Raw genomic sequence first — 14277 nt, forward strand, 5'->3', positions numbered from 1 at the left:
CTACTCCTCGGCAGGAAGGTCGGGGACCGCGTTTCGCCTCGGCGGAACCGGGTCCAGGCCACCAGGGTGCCAGGGTCCGCAGCGGCCCAGCCGGCGCAGGGTCAGCCAGGAACCGCGCAGCGCACCGTGGACGGTCAACGCTTCCACCGCGTACGCGCTGCAACTCGGGTGGAAACGGCAGGTCGGGGGCAGCGCCGGCGAGATGAACTTCCGGTAGAAGCGCACGGGCAGCAGCAGGACCCGAACGACGGGGTTCACCTGGACGGTCGTCATCGCAGCACCTTGTGCAGCGCCGCGTCGAGGTCTCGGCCGAGCTCGGCGCTGTCCGCATCGGCTGACGGTGCCAACGCGCGCACGACCAGCGAAGTTCCGGACGGCAACATGTCGAGGCGGTCCCGCACCAGGTGCCGGAGCCTGCGGCTGACCCGGTGGCGCACCACGGAGTTGCCCACGGCCTTGCTCACGACGAAGCCCACCTTGGACGGGTCCAAGGTGGGCTGCGCCGAGGTGCGTTCCCCAGCCGAGGCGCCGTGGGATGCCGCCGAGGTGCGTTGCTCCGCCGAGGCGCCATCGGATGCCGCCGACGTCAGGACGTGCACCACCAGCCGGGACCGGCCGGCCCGGCGGCCTCGGCGGACCACCAGGCCGAAGTCCTGGCTGCGGGTCAGCCGGTTGGCCGCGGGTAGCACGGCGCTGCGGCGATCAGGCGGACAGCTGCTTGCGGCCCTTGCCACGGCGCGCGGCCAGGATGGCGCGACCGGCGCGGGTGCGCATGCGCAGCCGGAACCCGTGCGTCTTGGCACGGCGGCGGTTGTTGGGCTGGAAGGTGCGCTTACCCTTGCTCACGGTCGGACTCCCGGTGCTTAACTGCCAAGCAGGTCTGTGGTTGTCCCCAGCGAACAAGCCTTAGGCGCGCGAAAAGCACCCCACGCAAGCGGGAGACGGTTACGAGGGTACGCAGCCCCGGGGGCGCGGTCCAAATCGGGGTCGCACCCGGGCACGGCGGACGGCGTTCGGCGCACGGAAAGTGCTTGCGCGGCCGTACGCCTTGTGGCAGGGCCCGCACCTTGTTAGCGTGCTGCCTTCGCGGGTGGATGCGCGTCGACGCCGGCCGGTCCCACGAGGGACGACAGCCGCCGCCACGCCGGCCGCAGGTGCTCGGGAGCAACGGGGGGATCCGCTGCGCTCCGGGCCGCGTTCGTGCACAGTTGTGGATAACTCTGTGGATGCCTCTATTCTCCGTGTCCACGTCGTGGAAGTTCCCCCGGGGACTGACCGCGGAGCCGTCACCGAGGGGAGGGGAGCGCGGAGGTGTCCGACCACCAGGCCGATCTGGGTCTCGTGTGGGAGCAGGTCGTGCAGGAGCTCGCTGCCAGCACGTTGTCTCCCCAGCAGCGCGCTTGGATGCGCGTGACCCGACCCATCGGGCTGCTCGACGGGACCGCGCTGCTCGCCGCGCCGAGCGACTTCGCCAAGGAAGCCATCGAGCGCGCGCTGCGCGAGCCCATCACCGCCGCGTTGTCCCGTCGACTGGGCCGTGCCGTCTCGCTGGCCGTGAAGGTCGACTCGCCCGATCCCGTGACGGCGCCGATCCCGGTGCCCGTGCCGGGACCGCTCCCCGGACCGCCGCCCGGTGTGGTGTCGGTGAACGGCGGCCTGGCCGTCGAGGCCGAGACCGAGGGCGACACGGAGGGCGAAGGCGAGGAGGTCGACGAGGAGGGCGAAGCGCTCGCCGCCGTCACCGAGATCTGGCCCACGTTCAGCGGTGGTCACGCCGCGCCGAGCGGCACGCCGTACACCCGGCCTGCCAACCCCGCGTCCTCGCAGACCAGGCTGAACGAGAAGTACAACTTCGACACCTTCGTCATCGGCGCCTCCAACCGCTTCGCGCACGCCGCCGCGGTGGCCGTCGCCGAAGCGCCCGCCCGCGCGTACAACCCCCTGTTCATCTGGGGTGAGTCCGGGCTCGGCAAGACGCACCTGCTGCACGCCGTGGGGCACTACGCGCAGCGGCTGTTCCCCGGGATGCGCGTGCGGTACGTGTCGACCGAGGAGTTCACCAACGACTTCATCAACTCCCTGCGTGACGACCGGAAGGTCGCGTTCCAGCGCCGGTACCGGGACATCGACGTGCTGCTGGTCGACGACATCCAGTTCCTGGAGGGCAAGGAAGGCACGCAGGAGGAGTTCTTCCACACGTTCAACACGCTGCACAACGCGAACAAGCAGATCGTGGTGTCCTCCGACCGGCCGCCCAAGCGGCTGGAGACGCTGGAGGACCGGCTGCGGACGCGGTTCGAGTGGGGCCTGATCACCGACATCCAGCCGCCCGAGCTGGAGACCCGGATCGCGATCCTGCGCAAGAAGGCCGCCCAGGACCGGCTCGCCGCGCCCGCCGAGGTGCTGGAGTTCATCGCGGCGCGGATCGAGCGGAACATCCGCGAGCTCGAGGGCGCCCTGATCCGGGTGACGGCGTTCGCCTCGCTGAACCGGCAGCCGGTCGACGTCCAGCTGGCGGAGATAGTGCTGCGGGACCTCATCCCGGACTCGCACGCGCCGGAGATCACCGCGCCGACGATCATGGCCGTGACGGCGGAGTTCTTCAGCGTGTCGATCGACGACCTGTGCGGCCCCGGCAAGACCAAGGTGCTGGCGCAGGCGAGGCAGATCTCGATGTACCTGTGCCGGGAGCTGACGGACCTGTCGCTGCCGAAGATCGGCCAGACCTTCGGCGGCCGTGACCACACGACGGTCATGCACGCGGACAAGAAGATCCGCAAGGAGATGGCCGAACGCCGCCGGGTGTACGAGCAGGTGCAGGAACTGACGTCGCGCATCAAGCAGCGCGCCCGCCACACCCCCTGACCCGCAAACGCTTGCACCCCGGGAACCTGCACACCATCGGGTGATGGTCCACCCGCGACCTTGAACGCGCTCGCACCCACACCGGACCCGCGCGCACCTGACACCTGACATCCACGCAAATCCCATGCCTGTCACCCGCCCAGCTCGCGGGCCTGGCAGGCATGCACCCAACCCCAGCCACGCTCAGCCGGGCCGAGGCTCAACCGGGTCCGCCCCTCCGCCCCACCCGCCCCCGCTGCCGCTGCCGCTGCGGATTCCACCGAGCCCAACGCTCCCCGGCCGAGCCGGGTCCGGCCCACCAACCCAGCCCCCTCGCGATCCGGCCGGACTTCGAGTCGGTCGATCGAGCCCAGCGGTCGACCCGGCTCAGCTCGGCCCGACCCGGCTCAGCTCGGCCCGACCCGGCTCAGCTCGGCCCGATCCCGCTCGGCTCGGCTCGATCCCGGTCGGCACAACCCGACCCGGCACGACCCGGCCTGGCTCGGCCGGCACAGGTTCGCCGGCACAGGTTCGGTCGGGTCGGGGGTCGGGTCGAAGCCAGCCCGTCTGTCCGGTCGGTCCGGTCGGCCAGGTGGGTCCGTCGGGTCCGGTCGGTCGACCGATCATCGGTGGAGTCGGATCGAGCCGAGCCGGTCCGGTGGCGGTCGGGTCGGCCGGGTCGGAACTCGCTGTCCCTCGCACCCGGGTGCCGCCGTCGCACCCGGGTGCGGCCCGCACCGCACCCGGGTGCCGTCCGGATCCACCGCCGGCACCCGGGTGCGCGCCCGCCACCGACCACCGAACGACGCCTCGCAGGGGTGAATCCCCGGGCGTGCGGGCCTGGACCAGCGGTCCACCGGCAAGAGTGACCCACGCCCCACCGGGGAGCGTTCGGAGTGCCTTTCCGGTGCGGTGCAAGGGCTCCGCCGCCGTTCCGCCGCTGGTGAACGCCGGGCTACGAGTTGTCCACAGCCCCAGAAAAGTCGCCCACGTGGGACAGCGACCTCCGACCATCACCCTGTGCAGCACCCGGGTACAACTCGGCCCACACCCGGGGATTAACCCGGGGACAACTCGCCCTGCCTGTGGACCGAACGGACGAGCCCGGTAGTTCTCCCCGGGGGTGGCGAGTTGTCCCCGGGTGACACCCCGTGCCTGTCCACACCTCCAAGCGGGCGACACGCTGCAGGAACCGGGGTTGTCCACACAATCCACAGCCCTTACTGCTGTTGCTGTTGTCTTCCCTTGAAGAGAAGAACAAAAGAAAAACAGGCGGTGGTCGAGCCCCGGGGACGAGCGCTCGGCGGGCGCCTCGCCCCGGGGCGGCCCCGAGGTGACGAAGTCGGCCCCGACGCTCTACGGTGGGGAGCCTCCGCGCCGAGGGTCGGAAGATCCGGCGAGGGCCGCGGCTCCCCAACCCCCACCGCAACGCATGCTGTTGTTGGTCATGCCGACTTGAGGAAGGACGCCTCATGAAGATCCGCGTCGAGCGCGACGGCCTGGCCGACGCCGTCGCCTGGGTCGCCCGCAGCCTGCCGTCCAGGCCGCCTGTCGCGGTGCTCGGCGGAATCCTGCTCGACGCCGGGGCGGAGGACGGCTCCGGCGAGGCGCTGACCGTCTCCGGGTTCGACTACGAGGTGTCCGCCCAGTGCGGCGTCCCGGCCACGATCGCCGACGGCGGCAAGGCGCTCGTCAGCGGACGGTTGCTGGCCGACATCACCAAGGCGCTGCCGAACCACCCGGTCGAGATCGCGGTCGACGGCTCCCGGATGACGATCTCCTGCGGCAGTGCCCGGTTCAGCCTGCCGACCATGCCGGTCGAGGACTACCCGCAGCTGCCGTCCATGCCGCAGCTCGCCGGTGAACTGCCGGGTGAGCTCTTCGCCGAGGCCGTGACCCAGGTCGCCGTCGCGGCGGGCAAGGACGACACGCTCCCGATGCTGACCGGCGTCCGGCTGGAGATCGGCGAGGGCAAGGTGACCCTGGTGGCCACCGACCGCTTCCGGCTCGCCATGCGCGAGTTCCCGTGGGAGCCCAACGAGTCCCTCGGCGAGGTCGCCGTGCTCGTCCCGGCCAAGACCCTCAACGACTCGGCGAAGACGCTCGGCGCGTCCGGCGCGAGGGTCGAGCTGTCCCTCGCCGCGAACGACGGCCTGCTCGGCCTGTCCGGCACGGGCCGCCGCACGACCACCCGCCTGCTCGACGCCGACTTCCCCAAGTACCGCCAGCTGCTGCCCACCGAGCACTCGGCCGCCGCGATCATCGAGGTCGACGCGCTGGTGCAGGCGATCAAGCGCGTGTCCCTGGTCGCCGAACGCGGCACGCAGGTCCGGCTTGAGTTCGTGGACAACGGCCTGCGCCTGTCCGCGGGCGGCGACGACGAGGGCAGCGCCGAGGAAGAGCTGCCGGTCGAGTACACCGGCGACCCGGTGACCATCGCGTTCAACCCGACCTACCTGCTGGAGGGCCTGCAGGCCGTCCGCACGCCGCGGGCGCACTTGTCCTTCACCACACCCAGTCGGCCCGCATTGCTCAAGCCGGTGGACGAGGATGGGAACGTGGCGCCGGGCTACCTCTACCTGCTGATGCCCGTGCGCCTGCCCGGCTGATCGACCACGCCATCCACAGACGCTAGGGAAGAGGGAACGACCGTGCAGCTCGGACTCGTCGGCCTCGGCAAGATGGGCTTCAACATGCGCGAGCGGATCCGCCGCGCGGGGCACGAGGTGGTCGGCTACGACCGCAACCCCGAAGTCTCCGACGCCGACTCGCTCGCCGACATGGTCGGCAAGCTCGCCGCACCGCGCCTGGTGTGGGTGATGGTGCCCGCCGGTGACATCACCCGGCAGACGATCGCCGACCTCGGCGAGCTGCTGGAGCCGGGCGACCTGGTCATCGACGGCGGCAACTCGCGCTTCACCGACGACGAGATCAACGCCAAGGCGTTGGGCGACAAGGGCGTTGGGTACCTGGACGCCGGCGTGTCCGGTGGCGTGTGGGGCCTGGAGAACGGCTACGGGCTCATGGTCGGCGGCGACGCCGAGCACGTCGAGCGCGCCATGCCGATCTTCGACGCGCTGCGCCCGGAGGGTCCGCGCGAGGAGGGCTTCGCGCACGCGGGCTCCATCGGCGCGGGCCACTTCGCCAAGATGGTGCACAACGGCATCGAGTACGGCCTGATGCAGGCCTACGCCGAGGGCTTCGAGCTGCTCGAGGCGTCGAAGCTGGTGCAGGACGTGCCCGGCACGATCAAGGCCTGGCAGCGCGGCACGGTGGTCCGCTCCTGGCTGCTGGACCTGCTGGTCCGCGCGCTGGAGTCGGACCCGGAGCTGGACGACCTGCGCGGTCACGTCGAGGACTCCGGCGAGGGCCGGTGGACCGTCGAGGAGGCGATCAAGCACGCGGTGCCCGCGCCGGTGATCTCCGCCGCGCTGTTCGCCCGGTTCGCGTCCCGGCAGGAGGACTCGCCCGCGATGCGCGCGGTCGCCGCGCTGCGCAACCAGTTCGGCGGGCACGCCGTGCAGGCCGCGGGTCCTTCGTCCGGTTCCGGCTCCACCCAGAGCTGACCCGTTGTACGTCCGGCACCTGCAAGTCACCGACTTCAGGTCGTGGGAGCACGCGGACCTGGCGTTCGAGCCGGGCGTGAGCGTGCTGGTCGGGCGCAACGGCCAGGGCAAGACGAACCTGGTCGAGGCGCTGGGGTACGTGGCCACCCTCGGTTCGCACCGGGTGGCCACGGACGCGCCGCTGATCCGGCACGGCGCGCAGCGCGCGGTGGTCCGCACGGCGGTGGTCAACGAGGGGCGCGAGCTGCTGGTCGAGCTGGAGATCACGGCGGGCAAGGCGAACCGGGCGCGGATCAACCGCGGCCCGGTTCCCCGCCCGCGCGACGTGCTGGGCATCCTGCGCACGGTGCTGTTCGCGCCGGAGGACCTGGCGCTGGTGCGCGGCGACCCCGGTGAGCGCCGTCGGTTCCTGGACGAGCTGCTGACGACGCGCGCTCCCCGTTACGCGGGGGTGCGCAGCGACTACGAACGCGTGCTCAAGCAGCGTGGCGCGTTGCTCAAGAGCGTGCGTGCGACGCGCAACGCCGACATCAGCACGCTGGACGTGTGGGACGGGCACCTGGCCCGGCACGGCGCCGAGCTGCTGGCCGCGCGGCTGGACCTGGTCGCCGACATCGCGCCGCACGTGGCCCAGGCGTACGCGGAGGTGGCACCGGAGTCGCGGCCCGCGCGGATCGCGTACCGGTCGAGCCTGGGTGAGGCGTTCCCCGGTCCGATTGCCGGCGCCGCCGGCGGTGGGTCGCACGACCGCGACATGCTGGAGGACGCGCTGCTCGCCGAGCTGCACCGCGTCCGCCCGCAGGAGGTCGAACGGGGCGTGTGCCTGGTCGGGCCGCACCGCGACGACCTCGACCTGGCGCTCGGCGACCTGCCCGCGAAGGGCTACGCCAGTCACGGAGAGTCATGGTCCTTCGCGTTGGCCCTGCGGCTCGGCGGGTACGAGCTGCTGCGTGTCGAAGGCGCCGAACCGGTGCTCGTGCTGGACGATGTGTTCGCCGAACTGGACCGCGGCAGGCGACGCCAGTTGGCGAAGGTGGCCGCCGGCGCGGAGCAGGTGCTGATCACGGCGGCGGTCGCGGAGGACGTGCCCGAGGAGCTGGACGGGTTGCGGTTCGACGTTCGCCACGGGGAGGTGCGCCGTGTCTGAGGAACTGCCCCGAACGGGTGTGAGCGGACACACATCTGGGGACAACCCTGTGGATGGTGTGGATAACTCACCGCCCGAACCGGACATATCCACAGCCGGCGTCACACCGGAGGGTGGTTTGCGGGGTTCGGACCTCGCCCGTGCCGCTTTGGAGGCCGCCCGTGCGTCGGCCAAGGAACGCGGTGTGCGCGGTGCGCGCAAGGGCGGGACGGCCGCCGCCGGTCGGCGTCGGCGTCGCCGCTGGTCGGGTCCCGGCCCGGACGACCGCGACCCGCAGCCGCTCGGCAGGCTCGCCTCCAGGCTCGCCGCCGACCGCGGTTGGGCCGAGCGGTTGGCCGGTGGCCAGGTGTTCGCCCGGTGGCCGAAACTGGTCGGCGAGGACGTGGCCGAGCACGCGCAGCCGGTAGCGTTGAGTGACGGCGAGCTGACCGTCCAGGCCGACTCGACGGCGTGGGCGACGCAGCTGCGGCTGCTGCAGCGGGACCTGCTCAAGCGGATCGCGGCGGGCGTCGGCCAGGGCGTCGTGCAGAAGTTGAAGGTGCAGGGTCCGGCGGCGCCGAGCTGGCGCTACGGCCCCAGGCACGTTCCCGGTCGCGGACCACGTGACACCTACGGGTGACGTGCGTCAGGGCCGCAGCGGCGATCCTGTGGCGCGGTGAGCGCTCACCAGTCGATTTTGACCCCGTGAACAGCGGTCGGCACCCATCTGCGTTCACTTCGGGCCGCCTGTGAGCAAACCAGGGGTGTCCTAAGTGCGTTTCTGTCGGTCTCCCCCGGTAGAATCGAGGGGTAGCGCAACCCAGCGTCGCCCGGCGACGGTCCCAGTCGCGTGAAGTCCGAGGAGACACCAGGCCCGTGGCAGCCAAGAAGAATGAGTACAACGCGTCCTCGATCACCGTCCTGGAGGGCCTGGAAGCGGTCCGCAAGCGGCCAGGCATGTACATCGGTTCCACCGGCGAGCGCGGTCTGCACCACCTGATCCAGGAGGTCGTGGACAACTCGGTCGACGAGGCCATGGCCGGCTACGCGACGGTGGTGGACGTGACGCTGCTGGCCAACGGCGGCGTGCGGGTCATCGACGACGGCCGCGGCATCCCGGTCGGCATGCACCCGGTCGAGAAGCGGCCCACGCTGGAAGTGGTGCTGACCAAGCTGCACGCGGGCGGCAAGTTCGACAGCGACTCCTACGCGGTGTCCGGCGGCCTGCACGGCGTCGGCATCTCCGTGGTGAACGCGCTGTCGACCGCCGTCGACGTCGAGGTCAAGACCGAGGGTTTCACGTGGAACCAGCGGTTCGAGAACACCAAGCCCGCGCACGACCTGACCAAGGGCGAGCCGACCGACGAGACCGGCACGTCGATCACCTTCTGGGCCGACGCGCAGATCTTCGAGACCACCGAGTACAACATCGAGACCATCTCCCGCCGCCTGCAGGAGATGGCGTTCCTCAACAAGGGCCTCACGATCATCCTGCGCGACGAGCGCGTGCAGGACGCCGACGCGGAGGCCGACGCCTCGGGCCACGTCGCGGCCGTGCGCGAGCGCACGTTCCACTACCCCGGTGGCCTGGAGGACTTCGTCCGCCACATCAACCACACCCGCGAGGCCGTGCACCAGAAGGTCGTCTCGTTCGAGGCCAAGGGCGAGGACCTCGAGGTCGAGGTGGCGATGCAGTGGAACACCGGCTACACGCCGTCGGTGTACACGTTCGCCAACACCATCAACACGCACGAGGGTGGCACGCACGAGGAAGGCTTCCGCGCCGCGCTGACCCGCGTGGTCAACGAGTACGCGCGCGACAAGAAGCTGCTCAAGGAGAAGGACTCCAACCTCACCGGCGACGACATCCGCGAGGGCCTGGCCGCGATCGTCTCGGTCAAGCTCAAGGAGCCCCAGTTCGAGGGCCAGACGAAGACCAAGCTGGGCAACAGCGAGGCCAAGTCGTTCGTGCAGAAGTCCACCAACGAGCACCTGGCCGACTGGTTCGAGCGTCACCCGAACGAGGCCAAGACGATCGTCACCAAGGCGGTGTCGTCGGCGCAGGCCCGCATCGCCGCCCGCAAGGCCCGCGAGCTGGTGCGCCGCAAGGGCGCCCTCGACATCGGCGGCCTGCCCGGCAAGCTCAAGGACTGCCGCTCCACCAACCCGGAGGAGTGCGAGATCTACGTCGTGGAGGGCGACTCCGCGGGCGGCTCGGCCAAGGAAGGCCGCGACTCCATGTTCCAGGCGATCCTGCCGATCCGCGGCAAGATCATCAACGTGGAGAAGGCGCGCATCGACCGCGTGCTGAAGAACAACGAGGTCCAGGCCCTGATCACGGCGTTCGGCACGGGCATCCACGAGGACTTCGACCTCGCGAAGCTGCGCTACCACAAGATCGTGCTGATGGCCGACGCCGACGTGGACGGCCAGCACATCCGCACCCTGCTGCTGACCCTGCTGTTCCGCTTCATGCGGCCGCTGATCGAGCACGGCCACGTGTACCTCGCGAACCCGCCGCTGTACAAGATCAAGTGGCAGCGCGCCGAACCGGAGTACGCCTACTCCGACCGCGAGCGGGACGGCATCATCCAGGCCGGCCTGGCCGCGGGCAAGAAGATCGGCAAGGACGACAACATCCAGCGCTACAAGGGCCTCGGCGAGATGAACTCCGCCGAGCTGTGGGAGACGACGATGGACCCGGCCAACCGGGTCCTGACCCAGGTGACCATGGACGACGCCGCGACGGCCGACGAGCTGTTCAGCGTGCTGATGGGCGAGGACGTGGAAGCCCGCCGCGCGTTCATCACCCGCAACGCCAAGGGCGTGCGGTTCCTCGACGTCTGATCCCGTCCCCGGCCCTGTTCTAAGGAAGTAGAACCTTGAGCGAGACGACGCTGCCCCCGGCCGGTGGAGACCGCACCGAGCCGCGCGACATCCAGCAGGAGATGCAGAACTCGTACATCGACTACGCCATGAGCGTGATCGTGGGACGAGCGCTGCCCGACGTGCGCGACGGCCTGAAGCCCGTGCACGTCCGCGTGCTGTACTCGATGTTCGACTCGGGCTTCCGCCCCGAGCGCAGCTACAACAAGTGCGCCCGCGTGGTCGGCGACGTGATGGGCAACTACCACCCGCACGGCGACTCGGCGATCTACGACGCCCTGGTCCGCCTCGCCCAGCCGTGGGCCATGCGCTACCCGCTGATCGACGGCCAGGGCAACTTCGGCTCCCAGGGCAACGATCCGGCAGCCGCCATGCGTTACTGCGTGTCACCAGACAGTCGCATTCGGTTGGCAGACGGCTCGACGCCGCGCATCGGCGACATCGTGCCGGACGCCAAGCCGAACAGCGACAACCCGATCGACCTCAAGGTGCTCGACCGCAACGGCAACCCGGTGCGCGCCGACATGCTGTTCCACTCCGGCGAGCACCCCACGCTGAAGCTGCGCACCAAGAACGGCTACGAGCTGACCGGCACGCACAACCACCCGGTCCTGTGCCTGGTGAACGTGCTCGGCGTGCCGACCCTGCTGTGGAAGCTGCTGGAGGAGATCCAGCCGGGCGACCGCGTGGTCCTCCAGCGCACGCCGCAGGAGAACGGCGACCTGCCCGAGATCGGGCAGTACTCGGCGGCGATCCTCGCGGGCGCGTTCGTCAGCGAGGGCTTCGTCTCGGAGAACCGAGCCGGGTTCAACAACATCGACGCCGAGTACTTCCAGCGCGTGGTCGAGGCGTACGACGACGCGGTCGGCGGTCCGCGCTACGTCTACTCCCGCACCATCAAGTCCGGGTCCGTGCTGCACGAGCTCGACGTGCAGGACCTGACGCAGCTCCGCGAGACCATGCTCGGCGAGATGGTGGGGCAGCGCAGTGCCGCCAAGCGCGTGCCGGGCTTCGTCTGGGCCTCGGGCGAGGTGGTCAAGCGGGCGTTCCTGTCGTCGCTGTTCACCGGTGACGGCTCGGCCTCGGCGCTGCCGCGCAACTCCGTGCAGGTCTCGTACTCCACCCGCAGCGCGCAACTGGCCCGTGAGGTGCAGCAGCTGCTCCTGGAGTTCGGCGTGGTCAGCACGCTGGTGAACTACGAGAACGGCGAGATCAAGGTCGTCATCTCCAACCGGCGTGACGCCCGCCTGTTCGCCCGCAACGTCGGCTTCCTGGGCACGAAGCAGGACAAGCTGAACGCGATCCTGGACGCCGTCCCGCTGGCGAGCAGGGCGATGAGCAGCGACCACGTGCCGTTCGTCGGCGACTACATCCGGGCGCACGGCGCGACCCGCTGGACCGAGCGCGACTGGCTGCGCAGGCACAACGTCGACCGCGTCGAGCGGTGGGAGCGGGACTACGACGAGATCGCCGCGCGGATCACCGACCGCGAGGTGCTGAACGTGGTCGAGCCGCTGGTCGACGGGCGGTTCTACTACGCGCCGGTCGAGTCGGTCACCGACGCGGGTGTGCGGCCGGTGTTCAGCCTGCGGGTCGACACCGAGGACCACGCGTTCATCACAGACGGCTTCGTCAGCCACAACACGGAGTGCCGGCTCACGCCGTTGGCCATGCAGATGCTGGCCGACATCGAGGAAGACACGGTCGACTTCCGGGACAACTACGACGGCCGGATCCAGGAGCCGACGGTCCTGCCGTCGCGGGTGCCGAACCTGCTCATCAACGGCAGTTCGGGCATCGCGGTCGGCATGGCGACGAACATCCCGCCGCACAACCTGCGCGAGGTCGCCGAGGGCGTGGTGTGGGCGTTGGACAACCCGGACGCGCCCGAGGAAGAGACCCTCGAAGCGATGATCCAGCGCATCAAGGGCCCGGACTTCCCGACGTACGGGCAGATCCTGGGCACCTCGGGCATCGAGGACGCGTACCGCACCGGGCGCGGCTCGGTGAAGATGCGCGCGGTCGTGGAGATCGACGAGGACGCCAAGGGCCGCACGATCCTGGTCGTCACCGAGCTGCCCTACCAGGTGAACCCGGACAACCTGGTGGAGAACATCGCCACCCTGGTCCGCGACCAGAAGCTCACCGGCATCGCGAACATCGCCGACGAGTCCAACCGCCGCTCGGGCATGCGCATCGTGGTCACGCTCAAGCGCGACGCGGTGGCCAAGGTCGTGCTGAACAACCTCTACAAGCACACCCAGCTGCAGTACTCGTTCGGCGTGAACATGCTGTCGCTGGTCGACGGCGTGCCGCGCACGTTGCGCCTGGACCAGATGGTCCGGCACTACGTGAAGCACCAGATCGAGGTCATCGTCCGGCGCACGCGCTACCGGCTGCGCAAGGCCGAGGAACGCGCCCACGTGCTGCGCGGCCTGGTCAAGGCGCTCGACCAGCTCGACGAGGTGATCGCGCTGATCCGCCGGTCGGACACGCCCGAGGTGGCGCGCACCGGCCTGATGGAGCTGCTCGACGTCGACGAGATCCAGGCCAACGCGATCCTGGAGATGCAGCTGCGCCGCTTGGCGGCCCTGGAGCGGCAGAAGATCGTCGACCAGTTGGCCGAGATCGAGCTGGAGATCGCCGACTACAAGGACATCCTCGACAAGCCGGAGCGGCAGCGCGCGATCGTGCGCGAAGAGCTGATGGCGATCGTGGACAAGCACGGTGACGACCGGCGCACCCGGATCGTGCCGTTCGACGGCGACGTGTCGATGGAAGACCTGATCGCGGTCGAGGACGTCGTCGTCACGATCACTCGGACGGGTTACGCGAAGCGCACGAAGACCGACCTGTACCGCTCGCAGAAGCGCGGCGGCAAGGGCGTGCAGGGCGCCCAGCTCAAGCAGGACGACATCGTGCAGCACTTCTTCGTGTGCTCCACGCACGACTGGATCCTGTTCTTCACCAACAAGGGCCGGGTGTACCGGGCGAAGGCCTACGAGCTGCCCGAGGCCAACCGCAACGCGCGCGGCCAGCACGTGGCGAACCTCCTGGCGTTCCAGCCGGAGGAGGAGATCGCCCAGGTCATCCAGATCAAGAACTACGACGTCGCGCCGTACCTGGTGCTGGCCACCAAGAAGGGCCTGGTCAAGAAGTCGAAGCTGTCGGACTTCGACTCGAACCGGGCGGGCGGCCTGATCGGCATCAACCTGCGTGACGACGACGAGCTGGTCGGCGCGGTGATGTGCTCGGCGACCGACGACCTGCTGCTGGTGTCGGCGGACGGCCAGTCCATCCGGTTCCACGCGAGCGACGAGGCGCTGCGGCCGATGGGCCGGGCCACGTCCGGTGTGCTGGGCATGCGCTTCAACACCGGTGACGAGCTGTTGTCGATGGGCGTCGTCCAAGAGGGTCTGTTTGTTTTGGTGGCCACCGACGGTGGGTACGCCAAGCGCACGCCGATCGAGGACTACCCCGTCCAGGGTCGCGGTGGCAAGGGTGTGCTCACCATCCAGCACGACCGCAGGCGTGGGAGGCTGGTCGGCGCGCTCATCGTCGACGTCGACGACGAGCTGTACGCGATCACCTCCTCGGGCGGGGTCATCAGGACCAGCGCCAAGGAGGTGCGCAAGGCAGGGCGGCAGACGAAGGGTGTCCGGTTGATGAACCTGGGCGAAGGGACCACCCTGATCGCGGTGGCACGCAACGCCGATGAGCCGGCGGACGTCACCACTGGTGACGGCGGTCCGATCGTCGACTCCGCCGACGAGAGCCCGTCCGGCACCGCCGAGGGCGGCCCCGTCGTCGGTACCGCCGACGACGACCAGGCCGAGCCTGCCAACTAGCGCGAAC

General features: G+C 69.9%; 10 protein-coding genes. 7 read left to right on the plus strand and 3 right to left on the minus strand.

The features are described 5' to 3' along the window. Genes yidD through rpmH form a run of 3 tightly spaced genes read right to left on the minus strand, consistent with a single transcriptional unit; the run spans position 1 to position 846 of the window. Positions 1 to 273, minus strand: coding sequence for a membrane protein insertion efficiency factor YidD (yidD, locus tag B0I31_RS16225; protein ID WP_073897786.1), 273 nt, complete (start codon positions 271 to 273; stop codon positions 1 to 3). Continuing rightward, complete coding sequence (rnpA, locus tag B0I31_RS16230; RefSeq protein WP_106616223.1) at positions 270 to 689, minus strand: ribonuclease P protein component; 420 nt, start codon at positions 687 to 689, stop codon at positions 270 to 272. The genes yidD and rnpA overlap by 4 nt, the downstream gene beginning before the upstream one ends. 13 nt (positions 690 to 702) lie before the next feature. Then, entirely contained in the window at positions 703 to 846 is a 144-nt protein-coding gene (gene rpmH / locus B0I31_RS16235; protein WP_073897783.1) for a 50S ribosomal protein L34, read from the minus strand. A gap of 465 nt (positions 847 to 1311) precedes the next feature. On the opposite strand from rpmH, the gene dnaA reads away from it, so the two are divergent. The 7 genes from dnaA to gyrA all read left to right on the plus strand — a co-directional run bounded on the left by dnaA (position 1312) and on the right by gyrA (position 14270). Further along, positions 1312 to 2865, plus strand: coding sequence for a chromosomal replication initiator protein DnaA (dnaA, locus tag B0I31_RS16240; RefSeq protein WP_106616224.1), 1554 nt, complete (start codon positions 1312 to 1314; stop codon positions 2863 to 2865). 1451 nt (positions 2866 to 4316) lie between these two features. Next, positions 4317 to 5453: a DNA polymerase III subunit beta gene (gene dnaN / locus B0I31_RS16245; RefSeq protein WP_106616225.1), complete on the plus strand. Its 1137-nt coding sequence runs from the start codon at positions 4317 to 4319 to the stop codon at positions 5451 to 5453. Between the two features lie 42 nt (positions 5454 to 5495). Then, a complete protein-coding gene (gene gnd, locus B0I31_RS16250; protein WP_106616226.1) occupies positions 5496 to 6410 on the plus strand; it encodes a phosphogluconate dehydrogenase (NAD(+)-dependent, decarboxylating) in 915 nt (304 codons plus the stop codon). Positions 6411 to 6414: 4 nt separating this feature from the next. Continuing rightward, complete coding sequence (gene recF / locus B0I31_RS16255; RefSeq protein ID WP_106616227.1) at positions 6415 to 7557, plus strand: DNA replication/repair protein RecF; 1143 nt, start codon at positions 6415 to 6417, stop codon at positions 7555 to 7557. A 118-nt stretch (positions 7558 to 7675) separates the two neighbouring features. Then, positions 7676 to 8176 (plus strand): DciA family protein, encoded by a 501-nt coding sequence (locus B0I31_RS16260; protein ID WP_106616228.1) that lies wholly within the window; start codon positions 7676 to 7678, stop codon positions 8174 to 8176. A gap of 236 nt (positions 8177 to 8412) precedes the next feature. Continuing rightward, positions 8413 to 10383, plus strand: coding sequence for a DNA topoisomerase (ATP-hydrolyzing) subunit B (gene gyrB / locus B0I31_RS16265; RefSeq protein WP_106616229.1), 1971 nt, complete (start codon positions 8413 to 8415; stop codon positions 10381 to 10383). Between the two features lie 35 nt (positions 10384 to 10418). Beyond that, the gene (gyrA, locus tag B0I31_RS16270) at positions 10419 to 14270 is read left to right on the plus strand and encodes an intein-containing DNA gyrase subunit A (RefSeq protein ID WP_106616230.1); all 3852 of its coding nucleotides are present in this window, start codon (positions 10419 to 10421) and stop codon (positions 14268 to 14270) included. Positions 14271 to 14277: the final 7 nt, after the last annotated feature.

This window comes from Saccharothrix carnea, from assembly GCF_003014735.1.
GTDB lineage: Bacteria > Actinomycetota > Actinomycetes > Mycobacteriales > Pseudonocardiaceae > Actinosynnema > Actinosynnema carneum.